General features: G+C 68.8%; 26 protein-coding genes and 1 tRNA gene. 15 read left to right on the top strand and 12 right to left on the bottom strand.

Translation table 11 applies throughout. The features are described from left to right. Positions 1-403: 403 nt before the first annotated feature. Together thsA and WDJ58_RS06090 are read right to left on the bottom strand one after the other, a co-directional pair. The gene (gene thsA, locus WDJ58_RS06085) at positions 404-1,963 is read right to left on the bottom strand and encodes a thermosome subunit alpha (RefSeq protein WP_338917818.1); all 1,560 of its coding nucleotides are present in this window, start codon (positions 1,961-1,963) and stop codon (positions 404-406) included. A 174-nt stretch (positions 1,964-2,137) separates the two neighbouring features. Next, positions 2,138-2,914: a PHP domain-containing protein gene (locus tag WDJ58_RS06090; protein ID WP_338916754.1), complete on the bottom strand. Its 777-nt coding sequence runs from the start codon at positions 2,912-2,914 to the stop codon at positions 2,138-2,140. A 154-nt stretch (positions 2,915-3,068) separates the two neighbouring features. Here WDJ58_RS06090 and WDJ58_RS06095 point away from each other — a divergent pair, with 154 nt between their 5' ends. From WDJ58_RS06095 to WDJ58_RS06105, 3 genes are all read left to right on the top strand, one after another. Then, positions 3,069-3,386 carry a hypothetical protein gene (locus tag WDJ58_RS06095; RefSeq protein ID WP_338916755.1) on the top strand — a complete coding sequence of 106 codons (318 nt, stop codon included), beginning with the start codon at positions 3,069-3,071 and terminating at the stop codon, positions 3,384-3,386. Positions 3,387-3,400: 14 nt separating this feature from the next. Further along, positions 3,401-3,796 (top strand): SRPBCC family protein, encoded by a 396-nt coding sequence (locus WDJ58_RS06100; protein WP_338916756.1) that lies wholly within the window; start codon positions 3,401-3,403, stop codon positions 3,794-3,796. A gap of 117 nt (positions 3,797-3,913) precedes the next feature. Continuing rightward, positions 3,914-4,138, top strand: coding sequence for a zinc-ribbon domain-containing protein (locus tag WDJ58_RS06105; RefSeq protein WP_338916757.1), 225 nt, complete (start codon positions 3,914-3,916; stop codon positions 4,136-4,138). Between the two features lie 10 nt (positions 4,139-4,148). On the opposite strand, the gene WDJ58_RS06110 is transcribed toward WDJ58_RS06105, so the two are convergent. Then, positions 4,149-5,381: a CobW family GTP-binding protein gene (locus tag WDJ58_RS06110; protein ID WP_338916758.1), complete on the bottom strand. Its 1,233-nt coding sequence runs from the start codon at positions 5,379-5,381 to the stop codon at positions 4,149-4,151. Between the two features lie 102 nt (positions 5,382-5,483). Here WDJ58_RS06110 and WDJ58_RS06115 point away from each other — a divergent pair, with 102 nt between their 5' ends. The 3 genes from WDJ58_RS06115 (at position 5,484) to WDJ58_RS06125 (ending at position 8,741) form a co-directional block, all read left to right on the top strand. Continuing rightward, complete coding sequence (locus WDJ58_RS06115; protein WP_338916759.1) at positions 5,484-5,780, top strand: hypothetical protein; 297 nt, start codon at positions 5,484-5,486, stop codon at positions 5,778-5,780. Positions 5,781-5,812: 32 nt separating this feature from the next. Then, positions 5,813-6,778, top strand: a complete 966-nt coding sequence (locus WDJ58_RS06120; RefSeq protein WP_338917819.1) for an ArsA family ATPase — start codon at positions 5,813-5,815, stop codon at positions 6,776-6,778. Positions 6,779-6,905: 127 nt separating this feature from the next. Continuing rightward, positions 6,906-8,741 carry a carbon starvation protein A gene (locus WDJ58_RS06125; protein WP_338916760.1) on the top strand — a complete coding sequence of 612 codons (1,836 nt, stop codon included), beginning with the start codon at positions 6,906-6,908 and terminating at the stop codon, positions 8,739-8,741. On the opposite strand, the gene WDJ58_RS06130 is transcribed toward WDJ58_RS06125, so the two are convergent. Next, positions 8,725-9,345, bottom strand: a complete 621-nt coding sequence (locus WDJ58_RS06130) for a hypothetical protein (RefSeq protein WP_338916761.1) — start codon at positions 9,343-9,345, stop codon at positions 8,725-8,727. The genes WDJ58_RS06125 and WDJ58_RS06130 overlap by 17 nt on opposite strands. A gap of 773 nt (positions 9,346-10,118) precedes the next feature. Here WDJ58_RS06130 and WDJ58_RS06135 point away from each other — a divergent pair. Both WDJ58_RS06135 and WDJ58_RS06140 read left to right on the top strand, forming a co-directional pair. Next, on the top strand, positions 10,119-10,814 hold the full coding sequence (locus WDJ58_RS06135; RefSeq protein ID WP_338916762.1) for a DUF5828 family protein: 696 nt from the start codon (positions 10,119-10,121) through the stop codon (positions 10,812-10,814). A 178-nt stretch (positions 10,815-10,992) separates the two neighbouring features. Further along, entirely contained in the window at positions 10,993-12,072 is a 1,080-nt protein-coding gene (locus WDJ58_RS06140) for an aminopeptidase (protein WP_338916763.1), read from the top strand. A gap of 205 nt (positions 12,073-12,277) precedes the next feature. On the opposite strand, the gene WDJ58_RS06145 is transcribed toward WDJ58_RS06140, so the two are convergent. Beyond that, positions 12,278-12,574 carry a hypothetical protein gene (locus WDJ58_RS06145; RefSeq protein WP_338916764.1) on the bottom strand — a complete coding sequence of 99 codons (297 nt, stop codon included), beginning with the start codon at positions 12,572-12,574 and terminating at the stop codon, positions 12,278-12,280. Positions 12,575-12,642: 68 nt separating this feature from the next. Beyond that, positions 12,643-12,717 (bottom strand) — tRNA-Arg (locus tag WDJ58_RS06150). A gap of 147 nt (positions 12,718-12,864) precedes the next feature. Here WDJ58_RS06150 and WDJ58_RS06155 point away from each other — a divergent pair. The 3 genes from WDJ58_RS06155 to WDJ58_RS06165 all read left to right on the top strand — a co-directional run bounded on the left by WDJ58_RS06155 (position 12,865) and on the right by WDJ58_RS06165 (position 15,413). After that, positions 12,865-13,914: a DNA-methyltransferase gene (locus WDJ58_RS06155; protein ID WP_338916765.1), complete on the top strand. Its 1,050-nt coding sequence runs from the start codon at positions 12,865-12,867 to the stop codon at positions 13,912-13,914. Between the two features lie 307 nt (positions 13,915-14,221). Beyond that, a complete protein-coding gene (locus WDJ58_RS06160) occupies positions 14,222-14,899 on the top strand; it encodes a type I 3-dehydroquinate dehydratase (protein ID WP_338916766.1) in 678 nt (225 codons plus the stop codon). Between the two features lie 70 nt (positions 14,900-14,969). Further along, a complete protein-coding gene (locus tag WDJ58_RS06165) occupies positions 14,970-15,413 on the top strand; it encodes a zinc ribbon domain-containing protein (protein ID WP_338916767.1) in 444 nt (147 codons plus the stop codon). A gap of 75 nt (positions 15,414-15,488) precedes the next feature. Here WDJ58_RS06165 and WDJ58_RS06170 read toward each other — a convergent pair whose 3' ends face one another. The 3 genes from WDJ58_RS06170 to WDJ58_RS06180 form a co-directional block, all read right to left on the bottom strand. After that, positions 15,489-16,877 (bottom strand): FAD-binding oxidoreductase, encoded by a 1,389-nt coding sequence (locus tag WDJ58_RS06170; RefSeq protein ID WP_338916768.1) that lies wholly within the window; start codon positions 16,875-16,877, stop codon positions 15,489-15,491. Positions 16,878-17,073: 196 nt separating this feature from the next. Further along, positions 17,074-18,249: a sensor histidine kinase gene (locus WDJ58_RS06175; protein WP_338916769.1), complete on the bottom strand. Its 1,176-nt coding sequence runs from the start codon at positions 18,247-18,249 to the stop codon at positions 17,074-17,076. 117 nt (positions 18,250-18,366) lie between these two features. Then, positions 18,367-19,539 carry a 3-dehydroquinate synthase II gene (locus WDJ58_RS06180; RefSeq protein WP_338916770.1) on the bottom strand — a complete coding sequence of 391 codons (1,173 nt, stop codon included), beginning with the start codon at positions 19,537-19,539 and terminating at the stop codon, positions 18,367-18,369. Positions 19,540-19,797: 258 nt separating this feature from the next. On the opposite strand from WDJ58_RS06180, the gene WDJ58_RS06185 reads away from it, so the two are divergent. Continuing rightward, positions 19,798-21,027 carry an SPFH domain-containing protein gene (locus WDJ58_RS06185; RefSeq protein WP_338916771.1) on the top strand — a complete coding sequence of 410 codons (1,230 nt, stop codon included), beginning with the start codon at positions 19,798-19,800 and terminating at the stop codon, positions 21,025-21,027. A 70-nt stretch (positions 21,028-21,097) separates the two neighbouring features. Next, complete coding sequence (locus tag WDJ58_RS06190) at positions 21,098-21,718, top strand: winged helix-turn-helix transcriptional regulator (protein WP_338916772.1); 621 nt, start codon at positions 21,098-21,100, stop codon at positions 21,716-21,718. Positions 21,719-21,862: 144 nt separating this feature from the next. On the opposite strand, the gene WDJ58_RS06195 is transcribed toward WDJ58_RS06190, so the two are convergent. After that, positions 21,863-22,105 (bottom strand): DUF7123 family protein, encoded by a 243-nt coding sequence (locus WDJ58_RS06195; protein ID WP_338916773.1) that lies wholly within the window; start codon positions 22,103-22,105, stop codon positions 21,863-21,865. Between the two features lie 202 nt (positions 22,106-22,307). Continuing rightward, positions 22,308-23,366: an NAD(P)-dependent glycerol-1-phosphate dehydrogenase gene (locus WDJ58_RS06200; RefSeq protein WP_338916774.1), complete on the bottom strand. Its 1,059-nt coding sequence runs from the start codon at positions 23,364-23,366 to the stop codon at positions 22,308-22,310. A gap of 217 nt (positions 23,367-23,583) precedes the next feature. On the opposite strand from WDJ58_RS06200, the gene WDJ58_RS06205 reads away from it, so the two are divergent. Next, positions 23,584-23,931 (top strand): hypothetical protein, encoded by a 348-nt coding sequence (locus tag WDJ58_RS06205; RefSeq protein WP_338916775.1) that lies wholly within the window; start codon positions 23,584-23,586, stop codon positions 23,929-23,931. A gap of 101 nt (positions 23,932-24,032) precedes the next feature. Here WDJ58_RS06205 and WDJ58_RS06210 read toward each other — a convergent pair whose 3' ends face one another. Then, positions 24,033-25,022: an NAD-dependent epimerase/dehydratase family protein gene (locus tag WDJ58_RS06210; protein ID WP_338916776.1), complete on the bottom strand. Its 990-nt coding sequence runs from the start codon at positions 25,020-25,022 to the stop codon at positions 24,033-24,035. A 112-nt stretch (positions 25,023-25,134) separates the two neighbouring features. Between WDJ58_RS06210 and WDJ58_RS06215 the strand changes: the two genes are divergently transcribed. Next, a complete protein-coding gene (locus tag WDJ58_RS06215) occupies positions 25,135-25,281 on the top strand; it encodes a hypothetical protein (RefSeq protein ID WP_338916777.1) in 147 nt (48 codons plus the stop codon). Positions 25,282-25,287: the final 6 nt, after the last annotated feature.

Consider the following 25,287-nt stretch of genomic DNA (forward strand, 5'->3'; position numbering starts at 1 on the left):
GCGAAGCGAACGGAGCGAGGAGCGCAGCGAGCTCTGCTCGCGGGCCGAAGGCCCGCTCGCATGGTCCGCGGCGGCTTCGCCGCCGCGCTACCCCCGACCCGAACCGTCGGGGGCTTTCGGGGTGTTCTCATCGTTGGCAGCGGGGGAGACCACGACCACCTCGAAAGCCCCCGGTGGCTGGACTCGCGCGGAACACTCTGCGCTCCTCGGCCTTCGGCCTGCGGTGCTTGAGGCTCCGTGCTTCGTCCAGTCAGCGCGAGGCCGGCGGAGCCGGCCTCGAATGGTCGCGGCGGCGAAGCCGCCGCGCACGGCCCCTTTCAGTCCCTCCCGACATCGGAGGCTATCGAACGCCGTCGCTGACCGAGACGACACGCCAAAAAAGTGCGGAAGGTCGAAACGCCGTCTAGTTCGACGCGATGACGTCGTCGATGCGGGCGATCATGGTGGCGGCCTCGGTGGCGCTCTCGATGGCCTCGCGCTTGACCGCCGCGGGGTCGAGGACGCCGTGCTCGACGGGGTCGCCGATCTCGCCGGTCTGGCCGTGCGAGATGATGCCGGCGATGCCCTCGTTATCGTGGCGCGAGCGCAGGTCGACCAGCGCGTCGATGGGGTCCATACCCGTGTTCTCGGCGAGCGTGCGCGGGATGATGTCGATGGCGTCGGCGAACGCCTCGACGGCGAGCTGCTTGCGGCCCTCGATGCCGGCCGAGCCCTGACGGATGTGGTCCGCGATGGCGATCTCCGTCCCGCCGGCCCCGGGGACGACGCCGCCCTTGTCGAGCGCGGCGGTGACGACGTCGAGCGCGTCGTTGAGCGCGCGCTCGAGCTCGTCGGCGACGTGTTCGGTGCCGCCGCGGGCGAACACCGTCACCGATTCGGCGGCCGCGCCGCCCTCGACGAACGCGAGTTCGTCGTCGCCGAACTTCTCGACGCGGATGTGGTCGGCCCGGCCGAGGTCGTCGGATTCGAGGTCGTCGACGGAGCCGATGGTCTTCGCGCCGGTGGCCTTCGCGATGGACTTCGCATCGGAGTCACCGACCGACTCGAACGCGAGGATGTCCTGCTTGGCGAGGTAGGAGGCGACGCGGTCCTCGATGTCACCGGTGACGAACGCGACGTCGACGCCCGCGTCGGCGACCTTCTCGGCGTAGCTCCGGAGCTCACCCTCCTCGGCCTCGATGGCGGCCTCGAGCTGGTCGACGCTCGTGATGTCGTACTCGGCGTCGATGTTGGATTCGCGAATTTCGAGGTCGAGGTCGAGCACCGCGACGGTGGCGTCCTCCACCGAGCGGGGCATGTCGTCGTGGACGGGCTCCTCGTCGACGATGACCCCCTGGACGAGTTCGGTCGCCGAGGACGAGGCCCCGGTCTGGGTCCGGACGGTGATGCTGTCGCGGTCGACGCCACTGTCGGTTCGGACCTGCTGGACGGCGGCGACGATGGTTTCCGCGAGCGCGTCGGCCTCGATGTCGCCCGTGCCCTTGCCGGTCATCGAGGACTCGGCGACGGACTCGAGGAGGTCGTCGTCGAGCTCCTCGTCGAGGGTGACGTCCTCGATGGCCTCCAGCGCGAGCTGTGCGGCCTCGTTGTACCCCTCGACGATGGTCGTCGGGTGGACGTCGTCCTCGAGGAGGTCCTCGGCCTGGACGAGGAGCTGACCCGCCAGCACCGACGCCGTGGTCGTCCCGTCGCCGACCTCCTCCTCCTGGGAGTCGGCGACCTCGACGATCATCTGGGCGGCGGGGTGCTCGATGTCCATCTTGTTGAGGATGGTCGCGCCGTCGTTCGTGATGACGACGTCGCCCGAGTCCGAGACGAGCATCTTGTCCATCCCTCGGGGGCCGAGCGTGGTCCGTACGGCCTCACTGACGGCTTTCCCGGCCTGGATGTTCGAGGACTGTGCGTCCTGCCCGCGTGTCCGCTGGGTGTCCTCCGCGAGGATGAACATCGGCTGACCGCCCATGCGCTGACGCTGTTGTGCCATAATCGGTTCTTAATCGCCAGCGGTTCTATATAAAACCTTCTGAAACTGCCCCGGAGAACGACGGACGGCGGCGTGTGCCGACTGTTGGCACGGGACGGAACGACCCACGGAAGGGGCCCGGAACGGGTCGTCTCGCGAGACGGGCGAGTCGCCTTACGGCTCGACGATCTCGACCGGTTCGATCCCCCGCTCGGACAGTTCGGACTCGATCCGGTCCACCCGGGGGCCGATAGCGTCGGGTTCGTGGCTGTCCGTCCCGACCGTCACCTCGACACCGGCGTCGAGGAGGGCGTCGAGGAACGGGCTGTTCGGGTGGAGTTCGCCGTACTCGTCGAGCGCCCGGCCGGCGTTGATCTCGGGGACGGTCCGCGAGTCGGCGAACGCCTCGGCCGCCCGCCGGTAGTGCTCGTCCGTCGCGAGCCCGCGGAACGCGGGGTTCCGTTCGAGGAGGTCGGGGTGGGCGGCGATCTCGAACAGTTCGGCGTCGGCGAGCGCGACCAGCTTCTCGAAGTAGCGGTCGACGAGTTCGCGGCGCTCGGCCTCGGGCTTCTCCGCGAAGTACGACTCGACGTGGACGTTCACGCCGTCGAGGAAGTGGACGCTCCCGATGGCGTAGTCGAAGCCCGCCTCCTCGAGAAACGCCTCGATGGTCCCCTCGTCGTCGGGCTCGTAGTCCATCTCCACGGCGTCGAACACCCGGAGGTCGAACCGCTCGCCGATCCGCTCGATACCCTCCCGTCGGCGCTCGTAGGTCAGGTCGAGGTTGAACCCCATCGCCTTCTTCCGGCTCGCCCGGCCCTCGTCGGTCGAGACGTTGCAGTGATCGGCGATGCCGACCGCGTCGAGGCCGGCGTCCTCCGCGGCGCGGCACATCGACCAGAGGAACGAGCCGTCCGAGTAGGTGGAGTGGGTGTGGTAGTCGGCGTTCACTGATCGTCGGGAGGGTCGGGACGGTTACGTACCTGTCGGCTTCCCGGTGGAACGGGCCACGCATAGCGAGATCCGGACGGATACGGGAGCTCCCGTTCGAGCCACGGTAACACCGGGCAAAGGTTCTATACCGGTCTCTCGCCTACGGACGGGCGTGCTCCGGAACCGGGAGGGGACGGCCGTCGACCCGGTGCCGTTCCTGGTCGTGAGCGGGCTCTCGCTCCTCGGGAGCCTCTCGTTCGTCCCGGTCTACTGTCTCACCCTGGGGCTCTCGATGCCCCTGTCGGTCGGTGTCGGCGGGGCGGTCTTCCTCTGTCTCTCTGCCGCCGCGTACTACCGGATGGTGTGGCGGGCCCTCCCGGATCTCCGGGGGGAGGTTCCCCCCGCTGTTCGCCTCCAGCGGCTCGTCTACGGCGCGCTCGCCGTCGCCGGCGTCCTCTCGCTGCTCACCCTCCTGCTTTTGTCGCGGTGACCGGTACGGGAGGTATGCGCGAGGTGGAGGTGTCGCGGTTCGTTCAGGCCCCGCCGGCCGCCGTCGAGCCGCTGCTCTCCCCCATCGGCCTGATGGACGCCGAGGGGAGCTTCGAGGTCCGGAACGTGAGCGACACCGACGGGGGGACGGAGGTCACAGTGGGAGGCTACGGGCTCGAACTCGTCTTCCGGTTCACCGAACGCGAGGACGGGATCGCCTACGAACAGGTATCGGGGCCGCTCGACGTCCTCGAAACGACGGTCACCTGTGCCCCGGAGAACGAGGGGACGCGACTCACCGCCCGGTCGCGGGTGGCCGTCGGCGGTCCCGAACTGATCGACCGACTCGCGGCGTGGAAGCGCCGCGGGGAACTCCGGCGGGCGCTCCGGGCCGTCGCGGACGCGGCCTGAACTCCCCGACTCGACCTCCTCTCGCTGGCACTCCCTGCGGAGTCCTCTTTCCGTGGTTGTGCGTACGCCCCGCCCGTTCGCCCTGGTGTTTCAGGGCTGGAGAGGGTTTCTCCGGTCATGGGCGTCCTCAGCACGCTGAAGGAGACCCTGCAGGCGTCGACGCAGTCGGGGAACCGCGGCGACGTCACGGAAGGCGAGTCGAAGGGTGCCTACTGGTGTCACGACTGCGACGAGCGCATCAGGGACGTGGACGCTCCCGGCGAGGGACCGCCTAACTGCCCGGACTGCGGCGGGGAGATGACGTTCGAGCGGTCGGTCGGGTCGACCGGCTGCGCCTGCTAAGTCGCCCACTCTACTCGAACGCCAGTTCCTCGCCCTCCGATTCGGGGAAGGGGTTCTCGAAGTCCGACCAGTCGGCGTCCATCTCGGCGTCGGTGAGCACGCAGTTCGCGAGCCGATCCCGGAGGCCGTCTTCGTCCATCCCGCGGCCGATGAGCACGAGTTCCGTCCGTCGGTCGCCCCACTCCTCGTTCCAGGGGAGGTCGGGTCGCATCCGCCGCTGGGTCTCCCGGCGCTCCTCGGGGAGCGCGGCGACCCAGTTCCCGCGCACCGTCACCGCCCGGTACGACGGACCGACGCCGCTGTACCGCAGGGCGACGTCCTCGCGCCCGGCGACCCAGACGATACCCTTCGAGCGGATGACCGACTCCGGCAGGTCGGAGAGGAACGACGCGAACCGCCCGGGGTGGAGCGGCCGCTCGGATCGGAACGGGAACGACGTCACCCCGTAGGTCGACTGGGGATCGTGGTCGGCGTGGTCGTGGTCGTGTCCTTCCTCGTGGGCCTCGGCGTGTTCGAGCGCCCGCTTCCAGCCCTCGGTCTCGCTCACCGTGTCGTGGTCGAACAGCCCGGTATCCAGTACTGCGTCGAGGTCCACTTCCCCCCGGGTGACCCGGTACTGCCGGGCCTCGGGGTTGAGCGCCTCTAGGAGGTGCTCGGTCTCCTCGATGCCCTCCTCGTCGGCGACGTCGCACTTGTTGACGAGGAGGACATCCGCGCACTCTACCTGCCCGACGAGCAGGTCCGACAGCGGCCGGACCTCCCCCTCGCGTTCCGCCTGTCCCGGTCGCGTTCTCCGGATATCCTCGGTCGTGACCACCTCGTCGTCGGCGAGCGTCGACCGGAAGTTCGCCGCGTCGACCACGGTGACGAGCGTGTCGAGCCGGTACGGCGCGCTCGCGGGGCCGGTCGTGAAGAGCCGGGCGACCGGCGCGGGTTCGGAGATTCCCGAGGACTCGACGACGAGGTGGTCGAAGTCCCGGCGGCGGGCGAGTCGGCTCACCGCCACCTCCAGGTCGTCCCGGAGGTCACAGCAGATACACCCGTTCGAGAGTTCGGTGATGCCGTCCTCCCGAGCGTCGATCAGTTCGGCGTCGACGTTCACCGCACCCATGTCGTTGACGAGCACCGCGAGACGTCGGCCGTCGGCGTTCGACAGCAGGTGGTTGAGCGTCGTCGTCTTCCCGGCCCCGAGCGCCCCGCTGAACACCGTCACCGGGACGCCGTCGCCACCCGTCAGGCTCATGCTCGTCGTTCGGGCCTCGCTCACTTAGTGCTCGCGACCGGCGGTCGTGCGCGGCCCGCGGGCGGTCGACACGCTTTTTCGCCGAACGCCCCACGGGCGGGCATGGACCTGGAAGCGCGTATCCGGGCGTTCCGGGCGGACCTGGAGGAGTGGCTCCGGGGGCTCTACCACGGGATGATCTCGCATCCGGCGTACGAACTCATCGAGAAGGAGGCCGAGGACCAGGAGGACGCCTTCCTGCTGGCGTGCTTCCCCGACGCGTTCGGCATCCCGAGTCCCGTCTCGTACTACACCGCCGAACTGCTCCCGTACCTGGGCGAGGAGTTCGAGGGGTGGGAACGGCGGATGTGGGACCGCGAGTCGATGCTCGAACGCAAGGGCCAGCAGTACCACTTCTGATGGACGGGACGGCGACGAACGAGGACGACGGGATCGAGAAGTTCGTCTTCTTCGGCGGGAAGGGCGGCGTCGGCAAGACCACCGTTTCGAGCGCCTACGCCCACCGGTGTGCGACCAGCGGTATGGAGACGCTGCTGGTGTCGACGGACCCGGCACACAGCACCGCGGACGTGTTCGACCAGGCGTTCGACGACGACCCGACCCCCGTGGAGGGGTACGACTCGCTCTCGGTCATGGAGATCGACCCCGACGAGGCCGTCGACGAGCACCTGATGGAAATAAAGCGGACGATGGGCGACCAGGTGAGCCCCTCGATCGTCAACGAGATCGACCGACAGATCGAGCTCGCCCACCGGACGCCGGGTGCCCACGAGGCGGCGCTGTTCGACCGGTTCATCGAGGTGATGCGCGGCGCGGACGAGTACGACCGCGTCGTCTTCGACACTTCGCCTACCGGAGGAACGCTTCGATTGCTCTCGCTCCCGGAGTACCTGGGCGGGTGGATCGACCGGCTCCTGAGCAAGCGCGAGGAGAGCGTGAGACTGTTCGAACGGGCGGCGCTGGGCGACCGCGAGCCACGGCGCTCCCGCGTGGGCGATCCCATCATCGCCCGGCTCCAGGGGCGAAAGGAGAATTTCGAGTTCGCGGGGGAGGTCCTCCGCGAGCGGGCGTCGTTCTACCTCGTCCTGAACCCCGACCAGCTCTCGATCCGCGAGACGCGGCGGGCGATCGACTCGCTCCGCGAGCAGGACCTCGTGGTGTCGGGGCTGGTGATGAACCGGCTCACCCCCGAACCCGACGCCGAGGAGGACGGTCGCGGCGCGCGCTACCTGCGCGAGCGGGTCGAGACCGAGACCGAGCGGGTCCGGGAGGCCCGTGAGACGCTCGACCCGCCCGTCGTCGCGACCATCGAGACGCGCGTCCGCGAGGTCAAGGACGACCTGCTCGGAGCGGTCGCCGACGAGCTCGATATCGATATCGGCGTCGTCGCCAACTGAGGCCGCCACGGCGAATCGCCATGTAAATGTAGGTCCCTAGAACACCCGCAAGAAACCCCGAGGAAGGGGTTCACACCTCAGAATTACCAAATTTTAAGTGGGAGTTTTCGTATGGTCTCGGTACGTCATGGTTCAGATAGCCGTACTGGTGGTGCTTTCGCTGGTAACGTTCACGATCGGGTATCTCGGGTACTCGAGGTATCTCGCCGGCTTCGTCGAACTCGACGACGAGAAGGAGACGCCAGCACACAAGTACGAGGACGGCCAGGAGTACGTCCCGGCGAAGAAACCCGTGTTGCTGGGACACCACTACTCCAGCATCGCGGGTGGGGCACCCATCGTCGGGCCGATCACGGCCGGGGCGGCGTTCGGGTGGCTCCCCGCCATCCTGTGGATCGCCATCGGCAACCCGCTGTTCGGCGCGGTCCACGACTTCATGTCGCTCTCGGCGAGCGTGCGCCACGAGGGTAAGTCGATCGGCTACATCATCGGCGAGTACGTCGGCAAGCGGGGGAAGGACATGCTGCTGTGGTTCGCCTTCCTGACGATCATCCTGGTCATCGCCGTGTTCGCGCTGGTGGTCGCCGTCGTCTTCAACGCGTTCCCGTCCTCGGCGACGGCGAGCGCCATCTACATCGCGCTCGCGCTGGTCTTCGGGGTCTACCTCTACCAGCTCGACCTGCCGTTCCTGCCCGGCGCGGTGGCGTTCGTCGCCATGGTGTTCGCCGGCGTCTGGGTCGGCCTCCAGTACCCCATCGCGATGGTCGCCTCCGAGTCGACGGCCCCCGACGTCATCGTGCTGCTCGGCTCGGCGTCGAGCTGGGACTGGCTCCCGCTGGCGAGTTCGCTCGGCGCGAACGTCGCCGCCTGGGTGCCGGTCGTCTGTATCTACGGGTTCATCGCCAGCGTCCTGCCCGTGTGGGTGCTGCTCCAGCCCCGCGACTTCCTCACGTCGAGCCTGCTGTACGTCGGCGTCGGCGGGATGCTCCTCGGGATCCTCGTCGCCACGGGCATCTCGCTGTTCGGCGGCGGCTTCTCGGTGGTCTACGACGGGACGACGTACACGTCCCTGGAGACGAGCCTCCCGGCGTTCACCGGGTTCACCAGCGCGCTCGGACCCATCTTCCCGTTCCTGTTCGTCACCATCGCCTGCGGGACCATCAGCGGGTTCCACTCGCTGGTCTCCTCGGGCACCTCCGCGAAACAGCTCAACAAGGAGACCGACGCCCGCGCAATCGGCTACGGCGCGATGCTCGGCGAGGGGCTACTGGCGACGACGGCCGTCTCGGCGCTGGCCATCGTCGGCGTGACCTCCTGGCAGGGCGGCGGCATCGTCGGCGCGCTCGCCAACTTCCCCGTCGGCGGGGCGATCATGCTCGGTGCCGGCTTCGGCATCCCCACGGCCGCGGGCGCGGCGTTCATCGGCCTCGTGTTCGTCAGCTTCCTGCTGACCAGCACGGACACCGCCGTCAGGCTCGGCCGGTACATGATGGACGAGATCGTGGGCGTCCCCGAGTCCGGTGCCGGGGAGTTCGCCACGAACAAGTACGCCAACGCCGGCATCCTGCAGGTCATCCCGGCGTACCTGCTCGTCGGCAGCGGGACGTGGTCGAGCCTCTGGCCGCTGTTCGGCGGCGCGAACCAGACGCTCGCCGCGCTCGCGCTTCTGGCCGCGACGCTCTGGCTCGCCAACTGGGACGAGAAGAAGCAGCTCATCAGCACGGGGCTGCCGATGGCGCTGATGCTCGTCATCACCGTCACGGCGCTGCTGTGGATCGGCCTCTACCGCGCGCCGCTCGCGTTCCTCGGCGCGACCGACCTCGCCTCGCAGATATCGTTCGCCATCCAGTCGATCATCTCGCTGGTGCTGGTGGGACTCGCGGTCTCGGTGGCCTGGATGGGCTACAAGAACATCCGGAACGTCCGGGACAGCTACACCGGCGCGGTCACGAGCGACGACTGAACCCGAGCAGCGACCTGAACCGTCCGAGCACTCCGCTCTCGCCGTCTCCCTTCTCCCCTCCCTCGGACCACAGCCGGAAGGCGGCCGCCACGTCCGCCCCCGGACTCGCCACGACGGTCTCGTTTTCCGGGGAGACGACGACGAACCGGAGCCAGTAGTGGCCGTGGTAGCCGTACGAGAGCAGCGTCCGCGACTCGAGGTCGACGACCCGCTCTCCGACCTCCTCCGGGATCTCGGGGACGACGAGCGCGAAGACGAACTCCGTCTCGTAGTGGCGCTCGTCGGGGTCGATCCACTCCTCGGCCAGCGTCTCGCCCAGGTCCGCGAGCCGGTCGAGGTCCGCGGCCGTGACGCCGTCGGCCCGGCGGACGAACAGGTGTCCGACCTTCTCGTGGTGGCCGTAGGAGATCGACGGGTGGAGGAACTGCTTGTGGTTCTCGACCTCCAGCCGCCCGTAGAGCCCGAACCGCTCGCCGTCCACCCGTCGGTCCTTCTCGAGGTCGTAGCTGTACATCAGCCGGTCGCTCACCCGGTCGAGGTACTCGTCCTCCCAGTCGGGCACCCCGGAGACCGTCCCCCCCCGCCGGACGGGCGTCACCGTCACTCATACTCCCGAGTCCGCGCCCGTTCGGCAAAACCCCATCGGGGTTCCGCAACCGGTGTGGGGTGGCCCATCGGGTGGGACTGAAAGGGGCCGCGCGTGGCGGCTCCGCCGTGGTACGAGAGACGCGAAGCGTCTCTCGTCACTGAGCGAATCGGAGATTCGCGAGGTCTGCGAACGCGGCGCGTTCGCCCGATCACGAAACGGCTCCGCCGTTTCGAACGACCGCGACCGTTCGAGGCCGGCGTTGCCGGTCTCGCGCTGGCTCCGGTCGCGCGGCTCGCGGCGCTCCTCGCCTTCCTGCGGTCGGCTGCGGTGCTTACGTCGCCGTGCTTCCCGGAGCCAGCGGGGGCTTTCGAGGTGCTCCTGTCTGAAGTGAGATTGCTGGAAACACCTCGGGAGTCCCCGACGCGACCTACTGTGGGCTCGGACGTTCGAACCCCCCACGAGGGCCAGAGCTAAGTTCCCACGCGAATTGATAGCGCGTATGGGCAAGACCGAGGAGAACACCGAGACCTGCGGTCGGTGTGCGATGAGTTCGGTCGCGGGCGTGATGGAGGGGGGAGCACGACCCGTTCGCCGAGGGCGGGATCGAGGTCGACGACCGCGAACTGCGGACGGTCTCGCCGGGGGTCTGGCTCGGGCGCGTGAAGACCCGGCTCGACGACTGGGCGACCCGTCTCACGTACGGTCGGTGAGACGGACGTCGGACAACCGTTCGGTGATCGACACGCGACAAGACGTATTACCCTTCGTACCGTAATCCCGTCAACCGAATGGAAGAGAGCGTCTCGGGATTCAAGGAACGCGGGTCGTGGGCGGACATCGTCGAACACGGCGAGCGGGTCACGCGGGCACTGAAGGACCTCGCCGGCGAGGACCACCACGTCCCCGGCGGACCCCTCGCGGAGTGGGACGAGTGGCGTCCGAAGGTCGAGGAGCGCCTCGACGAGGACGTCTCGGAGAAGACCGCCGAACAGGCCGCCGTCGCCGAGGGCGAGGGCGAGCGCGCCGGGAAGGAGCCCAACGAGGACGTCCAGACCGCCGGCGAGAAACTCACCGAGTCCTACGAGAGCCTCGACGAGCCCGACCAGGCGGTCGAGAAGGCCGGCGAGTCGATCGACTACATCAAGCGGGCCGCCGATTCGGCCGGTCGGCGGGCGATACGGGCCGTCGAAGGCACGGTCTACAAGACGGTCATGACGCAGGTCTCGCCGTACTACTTCGACAACGAACTCGTCAGCGCGAACGTCCGCCGGGCCGGCCGGGACGACTACGTCTTCGAGGTGAACGTCAACGACGACGACCTGAAGATCCACGTCTCGAACAGGCTGGCCGACCTCGAACAGTCCGTCGAGCGCTGGCACGTCGACACGGAGAAGGAGGTCGAACACGCCGCCGTCGCCGAGGGGGCCGAGGAGGTCCTCGACGACGCCGGGACCGACGGTCGCTCGCGTCCACACTCGAACTGAGCGGTCGCGGCCCGCCGTCCACCCCGCGCTCGTCCTCGCGGGTCGGCGTAGCGAACGGTTGCAACCACCGCGCTTCTCGCGGGTCGCTTCGCTCCCCGCTCGCTATGTGGAGACTCTCCCTTCGGTCGAGTCTCCCGCTTCCGAAACCTGTTTCCACCGACCACACGACGTGGTGAGCATGGACCCGCGCATCCGCGAACACGCAGAGGTCATCGTCGACCACTCCGTCGACCTGCAGGAGGGGGACAACGTCGTCGTCGTCGCGCCGTCGGTCGCCGAGGACCTCGTCGTCGCGCTCCACGAACTCATCGGGGACCGTGGCGCGAACCCGGTGTCGCTCGACGGCTCCACCCGCGCGGCCCGGGCGTTCATGCGGGCTTCGGACCCGGAGGACTTCGAGCTTCCGAGCCACCAGATGGCGCTCTACGAGGAGATGGACGCCTACATCGCCATCCGGGGGCAGACGAACGCGACCGAGACCAGCGACGTCGATCCCGAGATCATGGCCGCCCGCCAGCGGGCCCACCAGCCGATGCTCGACGAGCGTCTGGGGAAGCGCTGGGTCGGCACGCAGTTCCCCACGCAGGCACAGGCCCAGCTCGCCGAGATGTCCACCGAGGGCTACGAGAACTTCGTCTGGGACGCCACGATCAAGGACTGGGATGCGGTCCGCGAACACCAGGAACAGCTGGTCGAGATCCTCGACCCCGCCGACGAGATCCGGATCGTCTCCGGCGAGACGACCGAGGTGACCATGAGCATCGCCGGCAACCCCTGTCTCAACGACTACGGCGAGAAGAACCTCCCCGGCGGGGAGGTCTTTACCGCACCCGTCCCCGACAGCGTCGAGGGCGAGGTGCTGTTCGACAAGCCCGTCTACCAGCAGGGTCGGGAGGTCAACGGTGCGAGGCTCGTCTTCGAGGACGGCGAGGTGGTCGACCACTCCGCCGAGAAGAACGAGGCGGTCCTGACGAGCATCCTGAACACCGACGAGGGCGCTCGTCGACTCGGGGAGCTCGGTATCGGGATGAACCGCTCGATCGATCAGTTCACGTACAACATGCTGTTCGACGAGAAAATGGGCGACACGGTCCACATGGCGACCGGCAGAGCCTACGAGGACACGGTGGGCGAGGGCAACGAGCGCAACGACTCGGCGACCCACGTCGACATGATCGTCGACATGAGTGAGGACTCGTTCATTGAGGTCGACGGCGAAGTGGTGCAACGGGACGGGACGTTCGTGTTCGAGGAGTGAGTGGCCGTAGCGACCGTAGGGAGCGAGGCCTCTGTACCGAACGGGGAGCGGAGCGACCCGCGAGAAGCGTGAGGCGCTCGCTCCACTCGCGCCTCGGAGATACGAGCGGCGACCAGCGGGAGCCGCGAGTATGGATTCGAGGAGTAGAGTGGCCCGAGCGAAGCGAGTGAGGCCCTCACCGAACGGCGAGGCGTCGCTCGGCGCGTCAGTCCTCTTCTATCGCCCCGCTCTCGGCCATCAGTTGCGCGGATCTGAGGCAGTCCTCGGCGACCCGCTCCAGCGGGTAGTCCTCGAAGTACCGGTGCATCAGGAGCATCTGCATCCCCACCAGGTTCGCGTAGGGCGTGTTGTCGTCCGCGGACCCGACGTGGCTCTGGATGGAGAGCTCGTCCCCGGAGCCCTCGACGGTCTCGCTCGCGACGAAGACGAAGTCGTCGTCCTCGTCGAGCTCCTCGATCGTCTCGATCACGTTTCCTTTGGCGTCTTCGAAACCGGACGACATTGTGCGGTCGATGGTTCGGGGAGTGAAACGGCTTGTGGTCGGCAGCGCAGTGAGCGAACGCCCCGGGACGAGCACGGTGGGATTCGAACCCACGGCCATCGGATTAGAAGTCCGACGCTCTGTCCTAGCTGAGCTACGTGCCCTCGGCGCGTCGTAGCGCCGCCGCGGTCAAAAGCGGTTGGGATTCCCCCTCCTAGCGACGTCGGTCTCCGTCCACCTCCTCGACGCTCTCCGGAGTATCGGAGCCCGGGACCGCAAGCCACCTAACCCGTCCCGTCGACCCCTCTCCCGTGCAGACCACCCACGAGGTCCACGTCGGGGACGCCCGCGATCTCTCACTCCCCGACGACTCGATCGAACTCGTCGTCACCTCGCCGCCGTACCCGATGATCGAGATGTGGGACGCGTCGTTCGCGGCGCAGGACTCCCGGATCCGCGACGCGCTCTCGGCGGAGGAGGGCGACCGGGCGTTCGACCTGATGCACGACCTGCTCGACGACGCGTGGGCCGAGGTCGCCCGTGTGCTCGTCCCCGGCGGAATCGCGGTCGTGAACGTGGGTGATGCGACCCGGACGGTCGGTGACACCTTCTCCCAGTACCCGAACCACGTCGAGATTACCCGGAGACTCCGCGGACACGGGCTCTCGGCGCTCCCCGATATCGTCTGGCGCAAGCCGACGAACTCGGCGGCGAAGTTCATGGGCAGCGGGATGCTCCCGCCGAACGCCTACCCGACCCTCGAACACGAGCATCTCCTGGTGTTCCGGAACGGCGACACCCGCTCGTTCCCGCCCGGCGACGACGCCCGGTACGGGTCGGCCTACTTCTGGGAGGAGCGAAACGAGTGGTTCTCGGACCTCTGGGAGATCACCGGGACGCGCCAGTCCCTCCCCGGCGAGGTCCGGGCACGCTCGGGGGCGTTCCCGCTCGACCTCCCGCTGCGGCTGGTGCTGATGTTCTCCGTCTACGGCGACACCGTACTCGACCCCTTCTGGGGGACCGGGACGACCTCGATGGCGGCGCTCGTCGCCGGACGGAACTCCGCGGGCGTCGAGCGCGAACCCGATCTGGTGGGGGCGTTCGCCGAGCGGGTCGGCGAGGCTCCCCGCATCTCGGAGGCGTTGGCGACCGAGCGACTGGATCGCCACCGGGAGTTCGTGACCGAGCGGCGGTCGGACGGTGGGGAGCCGGGATACGAGGCCGAACACTACGACTTTCCGGTGGTCACGAAACAGGAGCGGTCGATCCAGCTTCGGGTCGTCGAGTCGGTCGGGCGAGAGAACACCGATGGCGAGGAGGACGCGACGAACCGATGGGTGGCCCAGCACGTGACGATGTAGGGGCCAGTGCGTGCTACTTCGGATACGTCTGCAACACCTCGAAAGCCCCGAGTCGCTAGGGGAAGGCGGACGACGCGGGGACCGCAGGCCGAAGGCAGAGGAGCGCAACGACCCGGAAGCCGAGCGAGACGGCTTTGCCGTCTCGCTGGCCGTGCGAACGGGCGGCTTTGCCGCCCGTGAGCAGACGTAGCCGTCGGGGGCTTTCGAGGTGTTCCCAACTGCTGTCGCGGCTCACGACTCGTAGGCGATGCACCACCCTCACGAAACCCCACGCGCTTTAGTCGGGACCTCACGAAACCCACCGTACATGGACCTCTCGTTCGACGAGTTCGTCCTCGCGGCGGCCACCGCCGACCTCTCCGAGGAGCCGGCGGCCCGCGAGCACGCCGACTGCGTCGAGTTCCGGATGGACCTCGCCGGAGGTGACCCGCTCGATGCTCTCTCGGGATACGACGGGGAGCTCCCGCTGCTCGTCACCGATCGCCCGGAGTGGGAGGGTGGCGAGGCGGCCGACGAGGGCCGGATCGAGGACCTCGTCGCGGCGGTCGAGCACGAGGCCGTCGCGGCGGTCGACGTCGAACTCCACGAGGTGGCCGGCGGGGACGGCCTCGACGTCGTGGAGGCCGCCCGGGAGTCGGGGACGAAAGTGGTCGTCTCGGTCCACGACTTCGAGGGGACGCCGCCACGGAGCGAGCTCCGGCGGCTCGTCGAGCGGGCGAGCGAGTACGGCGACGTCGCGAAGCTCGCGGTCACGGCCGAGAGCCCCGACGACACGCTCGCGCTGCTGGCGGTGACGCGGGCGCACGCCTCCGCGGGGCGAACGCTGGCGACGATGGCGATGGGCGAGGCCGGTCGGCACACGCGCGTCGTCGCGCCGCTGTACGGTTCCCGGATCGGCTACGCGCCGGTCGACCCGTCGCGGGCGACCGCGCCCGGCCAGTACGAGCTCGGGACGCTCTCGCGGCTGGTCGACGAACTCCGCTGAGGCCCCCATTCAAGAGGGGTCGTCTACACCCGCAGAAGGCCTATGTGCGGCGGGCGGGAATCATCCGGGAGTGACCGGGCGACCGACCTACAAGCGGCCGTGGCTGGCCGCCATGCTGGCGTTCCTCCAGCCCGGACTCGGGCACCTCTACCTGCGGGCGTGGATGCGCGCGCTGCTCTGGTTCGCCCTCTGGATCGGTACGCTCGCCGTGACGGTCCCGTCGGTCGGGTCCGGGAGCCTGCTCGCGATCGTCGAGCGGACGCTCGGGGCGCTCGCCGCGCTCCCGACGGGGGCCGCGCTCGCGCTCGGGTCGATCACCCTGTTCAGCACGCTCGACGCCTACTGGCTGGCCTCGCGGCTCAACGAGCGCTCCCGCAGGACCGAGCGCGGGGCCGCGAACTGCCCCCACTGCGGCAGGGAGGTCGACGCGTCCCTCGACTTCTGTCACTGGTGTACCGAACCGATCGACGTCGGCCCCGGGTACGGTGACGGCGAGGAGTCGATCGTACGGTAGCAGGGTCCCGGTGAACGACGGGCGAGCTGATACCTGCTCGCATCGGTCGTTCGAGGAAAGGTCGAGACGGTGTGTTCAGTTCGCCGGCTCGATGTTCTGGTTCACGTGGAAGACGTTCTCCGGGTCGTACTCGGCCTTGACCTCCCGGAGTCGCTCGTAGTTGTCGCCGTAGGTGGCGTGGATCCGGTCCTCTCCCTCTTCCATCATGAAGTTGACATACGCACCGCCCGCCGAGTGCGGGTGGAGCGCCTCCCAGTAGTCCCGGGCCCAGTCGGTTATCCGCTCGGTCTCGTCCCGATCCGAGGCGACGCCAGCCATGACCATCGACCAGGTGGCGTCCCGGTAGCGCCAGGCGGTCTCGTCAGCGTCGACGTCGTGGACGGCACCGTCGATGGGGTAGAGGTGCATCGTCGACTGGGGGGTCGGCACCTCGGCGAAGCGCTCGTGTGCGGCGATGGCCTCGTCGGTCAGTTCCCGGACGAAGTCGCCCTTCCAGTACCAGTGGTCGCCCGGCGGATAGAATCCATCGAACATCGCCTGGAGCGCCGGGTAGGGCATCTCCCCGACGTGCTCGAACAGCGGTTCCGCGACGTCGCGGGCCGGCCCGAGCACGTCGTCGACGTCCCCGTCTCCCAGGTAGCACCACATCAGCCCGCAGACCTTCTCGCCGTGGATGTCGGTCGGGAATGGGTCACCCGGGACCTCCGCGACCAGGTAGAAGGCGTAGACGTCCTCGGGCTGCTGTGGGAGCCACTCGCGGTACCACTTCATCGTCGGTTCGAGCTGATCGAGGGGCCAGAACATCGGCCCGGCGACCACCGTGTCGACGGGGTGGAGCTGGAACTCGAAGCTCGTGACGACGCCGAAGTTGCCGCCACCACCACGCAGCGCCCAGAACAGGTCCGGGTTCTCCGTCTCGCTGGCGTGGACCAGGCTGCCGTCGGCGAGCACTACGTCCGCGCTCACCAGGTTGTCGCAGGTCAGGCCGTACCTGCGGGTCAGATAGCCGTGGCCGCCGCCGAGGGCCAGGCCGCCGACGCCGGTCGTCGAGATGATCCCGCTGACCGTCGCCAGCCCGAACCCGTGGGTCGCGTGGTCGACGTCGCCCCACGTACAGCCGGGCTCGACGGCCACGGTCATCGCGTCGAGGTCGATGCGGATTCCCGTCATCTCTGACAGGTCGACGACCAGGCCGTCGTCCACCAGGGACAGGCCGGGGCCGTTGTGTCCCCCGCTACGGATGGCCGTTTCGAGCCCGTGTTCGCGTCCGAAGTTCACCGCCGCGGCGACGTCGGTGACGTCCTCGCACATGGCGATCAACGCCGGCTCCCTGTCGATCATCGCGTTGTAGATCGCGCGCGCCTCGTCGAACTCGGGGTCCTCCGGTCGGATCAGTTCCCCCCGAAGCGCCTCGTCGAACTCCTCGATCGCCGCTTCGTTCGCGTCTCCTGTTGTCGCTGACATAGTGATCTCCGTCTCCCGCGCTCGTCTCCACAGGTCCTCGCCCGCTCTACTCGGCACGGCGAGCGCTACTTCTCACTTCATAATTATCTATAGTTAATGTTTTCGTGTCGTAGAATATACTCGATATTTCGGCGCAGGCACAAAGGTTCGTGCGAAGGGGGGAGGCCGGAGAGTCCTCGAGCCCTCTCCGGTGTGCTCAGGACGAAACCGCGGTGGGCCGCTCGCTCGCGACGCGACCGGCCAGATCCGGCGCTCCGAGCGGGAGTTCGACGGTGAACGTGCTCCCGTCCGGGCCGGTGTCGGTCAGTTCGATGGTTCCGCCGTACGAGTCGACCAGTACCGACACGAGGTAGAGGCCGATCCCGTGGTCCGCGCCGCCGAGGTCCGGTCGAGTGAACAGGGTGTCGGCGGCCCCGTCGGGGATGCCGGATCCGTCGTCGGTGATCTCGACGGCGACCGCGTCGATGGCCGCCTCGACGACCACGGAGACGTGCGGCGTGTCGCCGCCGTTGTGCTCGACCGCGTTCGAGAGCAGGTTCCAGAACACGCGCGGGAGCAGTGCGTTCGCCCGGACACGGACCCCGTCGGGGACGTCCGTCTCGACTTCGACCCGCTCGTACCGCTCCTCCAGCTTCTCTACCTCCTCGGCGAGCACGTCGCCGAGATCGACCGACTCCAGCTCTGACTCGCCGGCCATCGCGTTCAGCAGCACTCGGACGTCGCGTATCACGGCGGCCATGTCCTCGCTCTGGCGGTGGATCGTCTCGCTGTAGTCGTGGGTCCGGTCGCCCGGGGAGTGCTCGTCCATCAGGGTCGCGGCGTAGCCGGAGACGACGTTCGCGGCGTTGATGACCTCGTGTCGGAGGAGGCCGTTGAGGTACTCGAGGAGGTCGCGCTGGGATTCGAGGTGCTCGGCCTCCAGCGCCGCACGTTCGGCCTCGATGGCACTGTGGATCGCCCGCTCCTCGGAGACACCCACGAGGACGCCGATGCCGCCGCCGATGGCGACCGCCCAGCGCGCCCAGGCGACGGCGATCCACGGGTCGACGGGGATGACCGCCATGAGCGCGAGGTTGATCGCGAGGAAGCTGATCGTCCCACCGGCGGTCCACGCCCCGACCCGGGAGTAGCGTCCGGGGCCGAGGTCGCTCCGTTCGAGCCAGTAGCCGGCGTATCCGAGCAGGACGACGAACGGTACGGTCGTGAGCAGGCCGATGAGGAACTCGTCCGCGAAGACCGCCGGGGCGTTCGGCCCAGCGACTCCGAGGGCACGGAGGAGGATCTCACCGGCGGTGACGAACGCGAGGGCGACTGCGAACCCCAGGAGGTACCGGGGGGTACGGTGGTCCGCCGATAGAAGCGCGTTCGCCATCTGCTTTTCCGGTTTCCTGCCGCCTCGTATATACGTCCGCTTCGTCTCACGCAACGTGTCTCGCGCGGACGAACCCGAACCGACCGGCGTACCGCCCGACGTCCGGTGACGATCCCGCTACTTCTCGATGATGTTCTCCTCGACGGCCTCGCCGAAGTGCCGCGCGGTATCCTCGTAGTAGACGAGCATCTCGTCGCCCACCTCGAGGTCGGTCACCGCCTTGCGACCCTCCCGGGTGGCCACCTTGATCGTCTCGGCGTTCTGGAGCAGCGTCTCGATGCGGTCGCCGCCCTCGGTCTCGGCCTGGACGCGGAACATCGGTCGTCGCTCGATCTTCACCCGTCCCACGAGCGCCTCGCGGGTCTTCCCGGACGTGTCGACGACCTGCACCTCGTCGCCCGAGCCGAGTTCGGCGAGGTACTTCGTCTCGCCGCCGGGCGAGCGGACGTAGGCGTGGACCGCGCCCGCGTTTACGCGGAACGGGCGCGAGGCGACGTACGGCGACTCCGCCGTCTCGGCGTGGACGAAGAACAGCCCCCGCGCCATCGACCCGACGAGCATCCCCTCGTCCTCCGCGAACATCGAGGCCGTATCGACACAGACCCGGTCGGCGCTGCCCGTCTGCTCGATCTCGGTGACGGTGGCGTACTCCAGATCGAGCGTCTCGCGGTCGGCCTCCTCGCGCAGACGGACCGTCTCCCGTATCTCGTCGGCGTCGTCCGTGTCGAGGAGGACGCCGTCGGCACCGAGTTCGAGCGTCTCGAACGCCGTCCGGGCCTCCTCGGCCGACCGGACGCCCGCCACGAGGCTCGTCTCCTCGCCGATGCGCGCGATGAGGTTCTCCAGGGGGATGATCTTCCAGTCCTCGCCGACGACGAGCGTGTACTCGGCGTCGGCGGCCGCCGCCTCCGCGAACGCCTCGTGGTCCGGGCTCGTGATCCGAACGTAGGATCCCTGCGCGGCCTGGTCCGACCGCCGGAGGGTGGTCAGATCGGCGCTCCCCGAGAGATCGCTCGGCAGGTCGATGGTGCCGTCGCCCTCCCCACCCTTGCCGACGACGAGGAGATCCGGTTCGGCCTCCTCGCCACCCTCGGCGTCCATCACGTGGACGTCGTCGCCGGCGAACGCCGCGACGTTCACTCGACCCAGTTCGCGGACCTTCGCCACGTCGTGCCGGTCGACGAGAACCCAGTCGACGCCCGCCTCCAGTCCGGCGGTGATGCGCCGCTTGCGGGCCTCCCAGTCGCCCACCTCGTCGTCGGCCTTCAGCCAGACGGTCCGATCTGTCATGTCTGTCCGGGGGGTCGAGGGGTCCCGTATTTAAGGTGGCGAACGCACTCCCCGAGGTCAGGTCCGGAACGGGGCCGTCGGAGGCAGCTTCACCGCCCGCACGTACGGCGGCTGTTCCGCTCGCCCGCCACGTCGTCTCGATCACCGAGAGTGCCAGTTCCCGACGGTCCGCCCGCGGAACGGCGCGCGCGGTGGCCTGCGCCGACCGTAAACCCCCTCGGTGCCAACTCTTATACCCGTCTTCTCCGTACGTCTACTATGCTCATCCCGTTGCAGACGGGTATCGCCCTCCCCGTGGTCGCGCTCGTACTGCTGGCCATCGCCATCGTCGCGGTCTACCAGGCGGTGGAGATCGTCAACGCCTACGAGAAGCGCGCGCTGACGGTGTTCGGGGAGTACCGCAAACTCCTCGAACCCGGCATCAGCTTCATCCCGCCGTTCGTCTCCCGCACCTACGCGTTCGACATGCGGACCCAGACCCTGGACGTCCCGCGCCAGGAGGCCATCACGCGGGACAACTCGCCGGTGACCGCCGACGCCGTCGTCTACATCAAGGTGATGGACGCGAAGAAGGCGTTCCTCGAGGTCGACGACTACAAGCGCGCCGTCTCCAACCTCGCCCAGACGACCCTCCGGGCGGTGCTGGGCGACATGGAACTCGACGACACGCTCAACAAGCGCGGTGAGATCAACGCCCGCATCCGTCGCGAACTCGACGAGCCCACCGACGAGTGGGGGGTCCGCGTCGAGAGCGTCGAGGTCCGGGAGGTCAACCCCTCCCAGGACGTCCAGCAGGCGATGGAGCAGCAGACCTCCGCCGAGCGCCGCCGCCGTGCCATGATCCTCGAGGCGCAGGGTGAACGCCGCTCCGCCATCGAGACCGCCGAAGGTGACAAGCAGTCGAACATCATCCGCGCCCAGGGTGAGAAGCAGTCCCAGATCCTCGAGGCGCAGGGTGACGCCATCTCGACGGTCCTCCGGGCGAAGTCCGCCGAGTCGATGGGCGAACGGGCGGTCATCGACAAGGGGATGGAGACGCTCGCGGAGATCGGTCAGAGCGAGTCGACCACGTTCGTCCTGCCCCAGGAGCTCACCTCGCTCGTCGGCCGCTACGGCAAGCACCTCACCGGAAGCGACGTGAAGACCGACGGCCAGCTCCTCGACAGCATGGACTTCGACGAGGAGACCCGCGAGATGCTCGGCCTCGACGACATCGAGGAGATCCTCGGGCAGATCGACGAGGAGGCCGAGATCGACACCGAGGCGATGGAGCAGGAGGCCGAAGCCATCAAGCAGGGTGCGGACCCGACGGATATCCGGAGCGCCGACGAGGTGATCGAGGAGATGGACGACGAGATGCCCGAACCGGACGTCCCCGAGCCCGAATCGGAGTCGGAGCCCGAACCGGAGTCCGGGACGGACGACACGGCCGCCGAGGACGGCGCGGCCGACGGGGAGGAGTCGAAGCGCGAGCCCGAACCGGAGTGAGCCGGCCCGACCGAGGGCGGCGCGCGAACAGGCAAAGGGGTTTTACCGCGGAGCCCGAATAGGCGGACGTATGGGAGAGGAGCGGGGGGTAGACGAGTCCAAGCGGTCGACGCTCCGGCGGTTCGCGGCGCTCGGAGCGGCGAGCCCCCTGACGCGACTCGCCGGCGACGGATCGAGCGGTAGCGCCTCGAGTTCGAACGTCCGCGACGCCATCCTCGGTTACCTGGCGACGACGCCCGGCGCGCACTTCTCGAAGCTCCGCGACGACCTCAAACTCGGGACCGGCGAGACCCAGCACCACCTCCGCCGGCTCGAGGAGCGCGGGACCGTCGAGTCCAGACGCGACGGCGACTACCGCCGGTTCTTCCCCGCCGGGCGCTTCTCGGCGTTCGAGCAGGACGCGCTCGGCTACCTCCGGCGCGGGACCGCCCGGGGGATGGTGCTCGCGCTCCTTCGCGACCCGGACGCCTCGGGCGGTGACCTCGCCGAGACCCTGGACGTCTCGCGCTCGACCGTCTCGAAGTACGCGGCCGAACTCGACTCGGCGGGTCTGCTCTCCCGCGAGGACGGCTACGCGCTCGAACGGCCGGAAGCCCTGCTGATGCTCGTCGTCAGGTACGCGGACTCGTTCGGACCCGACGCCGTCGCGTTCGCGAGCGAGGCCGCCGAGTACGTGAGATACGACGGCTGAGGCGTGCGATCACGCGGGACGGTCGAGCGTGCGGGGGAGGGCCGAATCGGGGATGGAGGCGGACTGTACGGACGGTTGTAGTCTTTTACCGATGACCGCCGACCCGACCGGACGATCATCGGTACATCGTTACACCCGTCCGTATCAGACCGTCACCTTCCAGGTCGTCCCCGAGGAGTAGCCCCACTTCTCGACCTCGACGTCGAACTCGCCGTCGCGGATAGCGGTCATGTTCGTCCCGACCTCCTTCGCCGAGAGCCCGAGCTCCTCGCCGATGAGCCGTGACTTGAAGTAGGTCTTCATCGCCGCCTGCTCCCGCAGGTACTGGAGGATTCGTCGCTGCTTGTCGGTCAGGTCCCCGCCGGTCGCCGCCGCGGTGGCGCTCATGGAGATACGGTGGGGACGACCACACCTATACGGTTTGGTACGTCGGGTAAAACGCCGCGCAGTCGTGCGATTTCGTCCGAAATACCGCAGCCAGTCACCCCTGCATCCCGCGGCTCCCCGGTCGGACGGGGGGGCTTGGTACGGCAGGGAAACGCCCGATCCGACGGGTGCACGGTCGGGGTTCGGGACCGGTCCGAGCGGATCAGATGACGTCGGTCACCGTCGCGGCCTCGACGGCCGCCTCCTCGCTGACGCCGTCGCCGAGGATGGTGTAGCGGTCGCGGATGGAGTGTGCGGTGGTCATCGCCTCGACCATCGTCTCGGGATCGACGCCGAGCCCCTCCGCGGTGGTCGGCGCGCCGATGCTCCGCAGGGCGTCCCGCACCTGTCGCCACTCGCCGTCCTCGCCGCTGTGGAGGTACTCGGTGAGTATCGATCCGACGCCGACCTGGTGGCCGTGGAGCGCCTGCCCGGGCGCGATGCGGTCGAGCTGGTGGGAGATGAGGTGCTCCGCGCCCGACGCCGGCCGGGAGGAGCCCGCGATGGACATCGCCACACCCGAGGAGACCAGCGCCTTGACGACCACCCACGCGCTCTCCTCTAACCCCTGTTTGATCGAGTCCGCGTTGCCGACGAGCATCTCGGCGGTCATCTGCGAGAGCGCGCCCGCGTACTCGGAGTACTCGACGTTCTTGAGCCGGTGGGCGAGCTGCCAGTCCTTCACCGCGGTGTAGTTCGAGATGATGTCCGCACACCCCGCGGTCGTGAGCCGCCAGGGGGCGTCGGCGAGCACCTCCGTGTCGGCGATGACGGCTACCGGTGGGTCGGCCGCGACCGAGTGGCGGGTGTCCCCCTCCGGGACGCTCCCGCGCCCGGAGACGATGCCGTCGTGGCTCGCCGCCGTCGGGACGGAGACGAGCGCGCGGTCGACGCGGTCGGCCGCCATCTTCGCGATGTCGATGGGCTTGCCGCCGCCGATGCCGACGAGGAATCCCACCTCCTCGCGCTCGGCCCGCTCGATGACCCGCTCGACCTCCGCGAACGAGGCGTCCTCGACGACGATCCGGACGGGGTCGTGGCCGGCGTCGGCGAACGCCGCGGCCACCCGGTCGCCGGCGAGCTCGTTCGGCGTCGGCGAGGTGACGACCAGCGGCCGGCCGTCGAGGTAGAGGTCCTCGACCGCCTCGACGGTCCGGTCGAGGACGCCGTGACCCACCACCACGTCCCGCGGGAGGCGGATCCACGTCGATTTCCGGAACATACCCGAGATGACGGCGGCACGCGTTTAACGGTTCCCTCCCCTCGCTCCGTTCGTCCGTCACGAGGGGTCGCTACGCGGTCCCTCGAACGGCTCCGATCGCTCACCGCCACTCGACCGAACCGAGCGCGACCACCGAACACGCCGTCTCGCCCTCCAGTCGGCCGGCGAGCGCCCGTGCCGGCCGAAAGCTGTTAGTAGTCCTACCTTTGATGCTAACGTGCCGGGCGTGGTCTCGGGGGGACGCTCCACGACCGGGGGGAACGTGGAGGAGAACGAGAACGATCGGCAGGTGTCGGGACGGAGGACGGCGCCGGGAGCCCTCTACGCCAGTGCGGACGCCGTCGCGGTCGACTTCACCCGCGACGGGTACCGTACGGTGTTCGTGGAGGTCGGACCGGACGCCGACGAGGAGTGGCGACTGGTGGCCGAACGGCTCGGGTACACCGTCGAGGGGCCGGGCACGGACGTCTACCGGCGGTGGCGGGTCGAGGAGTGGTGGGAGGGTTCGGCCGAGGCCGTTCACGTCCTCCGGCTGGACCCCGACCGCGAGCCGCTGCGGCTGTAGTCACGGCGCTCGTACGGACGGCTGTAGTCCTCTACCGGTGACCGTCGGCCCCGCCCGGACGAGCCCGGTGGTCACTTGGTAGATCGCCACGACCGTGCGTATCAGACGGTGTCGAGTATCGAGAGCACGCCCTCCTCGGCCTCGCGGTCCGGGCCGTTCTCCCGACCCGTCCGCTCGGAGTCGCGGTGGTCGGCGACCGTCGCCGCGAGCGCCGTCCCGTGGTCGGTCGAGCCCCACCCGAGCGACCGGAGCTTCGTCGTCGAGAGCAGGTGGGGATACTCCCGGTAGAGCGGGAAATCGGCGAGTTCGAGGTCGGCGGCCGCCAGTTCGCGGGGACCGGCGAACACCCGCTCGACCGCCGTGTCGCAGGCCTCCGCGATACGATCGACCCACTCGCCGAGCGTCGGGGCGTGGCCGTCGCCGACGTTGTACGTCTCGCCCGGCTCGCCCGCCTCGGCGACCGTCCGGAGCGCACGCGCGACGTCCCCGACGTAGACGAGGTGCCAGAGGTTCGTCCCGTCGCCCGGGACGACCACCCGGTCGAAGTTCTCGACGCGGTCGATCCAGTAGTCGAACCGCTCGGTGTAGTCGTGCGGGCCGTAGATCACGGGCGGTCGGACGCTCATCGCGTTCACGCCCCGCTCCGCGGCCTCGTACACCGCGCGGTCGCCCTCGGCCTTCCGCGGGCCGTAGCTGTCCCAGGAGTCGTCGACCGCCTGCTCGGGCGTGCAGTCGTGGAGCGGCGTCTCGTCCTCGCGCTTGGGGATCCGGTTCGCGCCGTAGGCGGCCCCCGAGGAGACGTAGACGTAGGCGTCGGCGTCCGCGAACGCCTCCGTGGCGACCCGGACCTCCCGGGGGTGGTAGGCCACGCAGTCGATGACCACGTCCGGGTCGACCTCCATCGACAGCCGCTTCACCTCCCCCTCGACCGTCCGGTCGCCCTCGACGCGTTCCACCCGGTCGTCGTCGGCGAACGGGTTCTCGCTGTTCCCGCGGTTGAATATCGTCACCTCGTAGCCGGCGTCGAGGAACTCCTCGACGGTGTGTCGACCGACGAACCGCGTCCCGCCGACGACGAGCGCTCGTGTCATACGCCCCCCTCCCCCGGCGGGGCAAAAAACACCACGGGACGGTCCGAACTGTCCGACTCCGCGCGGCCTCCAAGGTTTATTACGCCGCTTTGCGTGCCGGACGCGTGAGGACATGAGTCACGGCCCGCGGGATCACCTCGACGACGCGCCGCCGGAGCGGGTCCCCGGCGGGCTCAAGGACGGGACGGCCGACGGGACGACGATGGACGACGGGGGCGACGAGGCGGCCGACGGGCCCCGGGACGACGGAGGGGCCTGACGGCCG

The sequence above is a fragment of the Salinirubellus litoreus genome, from assembly GCF_037335815.1.
Lineage (GTDB): Archaea > Halobacteriota > Halobacteria > Halobacteriales > Haloarculaceae > Salinirubellus > Salinirubellus litoreus.

Bases quoted from the DNA above. Each gene is read 5' to 3' on its own strand.
- thsA (WP_338917818.1), bottom strand. From the start codon at position 1,963: ATGGGCGGTCAGCCGATGTTCATCCTCGCGGAGGACACCCAGCGGACA.
- WDJ58_RS06100 (WP_338916756.1), top strand. From the start codon at position 3,401: ATGCGCGAGGTGGAGGTGTCGCGGTTCGTTCAGGCCCCGCCGGCCGCC.
- WDJ58_RS06105 (WP_338916757.1), top strand. From the start codon at position 3,914: ATGGGCGTCCTCAGCACGCTGAAGGAGACCCTGCAGGCGTCGACGCAG.
- WDJ58_RS06110 (WP_338916758.1), bottom strand. From the start codon at position 5,381: ATGAGCCTGACGGGTGGCGACGGCGTCCCGGTGACGGTGTTCAGCGGG.
- WDJ58_RS06115 (WP_338916759.1), top strand. From the start codon at position 5,484: ATGGACCTGGAAGCGCGTATCCGGGCGTTCCGGGCGGACCTGGAGGAG.
- WDJ58_RS06125 (WP_338916760.1), top strand. From the start codon at position 6,906: ATGGTTCAGATAGCCGTACTGGTGGTGCTTTCGCTGGTAACGTTCACG.
- WDJ58_RS06135 (WP_338916762.1), top strand. From the start codon at position 10,119: ATGGAAGAGAGCGTCTCGGGATTCAAGGAACGCGGGTCGTGGGCGGAC.
- WDJ58_RS06140 (WP_338916763.1), top strand. From the start codon at position 10,993: ATGGACCCGCGCATCCGCGAACACGCAGAGGTCATCGTCGACCACTCC.
- WDJ58_RS06145 (WP_338916764.1), bottom strand. From the start codon at position 12,574: ATGTCGTCCGGTTTCGAAGACGCCAAAGGAAACGTGATCGAGACGATC.
- WDJ58_RS06160 (WP_338916766.1), top strand. From the start codon at position 14,222: ATGGACCTCTCGTTCGACGAGTTCGTCCTCGCGGCGGCCACCGCCGAC.
- WDJ58_RS06170 (WP_338916768.1), bottom strand. From the start codon at position 16,877: ATGTCAGCGACAACAGGAGACGCGAACGAAGCGGCGATCGAGGAGTTC.
- WDJ58_RS06175 (WP_338916769.1), bottom strand. From the start codon at position 18,249: ATGGCGAACGCGCTTCTATCGGCGGACCACCGTACCCCCCGGTACCTC.
- WDJ58_RS06180 (WP_338916770.1), bottom strand. From the start codon at position 19,539: ATGACAGATCGGACCGTCTGGCTGAAGGCCGACGACGAGGTGGGCGAC.
- WDJ58_RS06185 (WP_338916771.1), top strand. From the start codon at position 19,798: ATGCTCATCCCGTTGCAGACGGGTATCGCCCTCCCCGTGGTCGCGCTC.
- WDJ58_RS06190 (WP_338916772.1), top strand. From the start codon at position 21,098: ATGGGAGAGGAGCGGGGGGTAGACGAGTCCAAGCGGTCGACGCTCCGG.
- WDJ58_RS06195 (WP_338916773.1), bottom strand. From the start codon at position 22,105: ATGAGCGCCACCGCGGCGGCGACCGGCGGGGACCTGACCGACAAGCAG.
- WDJ58_RS06200 (WP_338916774.1), bottom strand. From the start codon at position 23,366: ATGTTCCGGAAATCGACGTGGATCCGCCTCCCGCGGGACGTGGTGGTG.
- WDJ58_RS06210 (WP_338916776.1), bottom strand. From the start codon at position 25,022: ATGACACGAGCGCTCGTCGTCGGCGGGACGCGGTTCGTCGGTCGACAC.
- WDJ58_RS06215 (WP_338916777.1), top strand. From the start codon at position 25,135: ATGAGTCACGGCCCGCGGGATCACCTCGACGACGCGCCGCCGGAGCGG.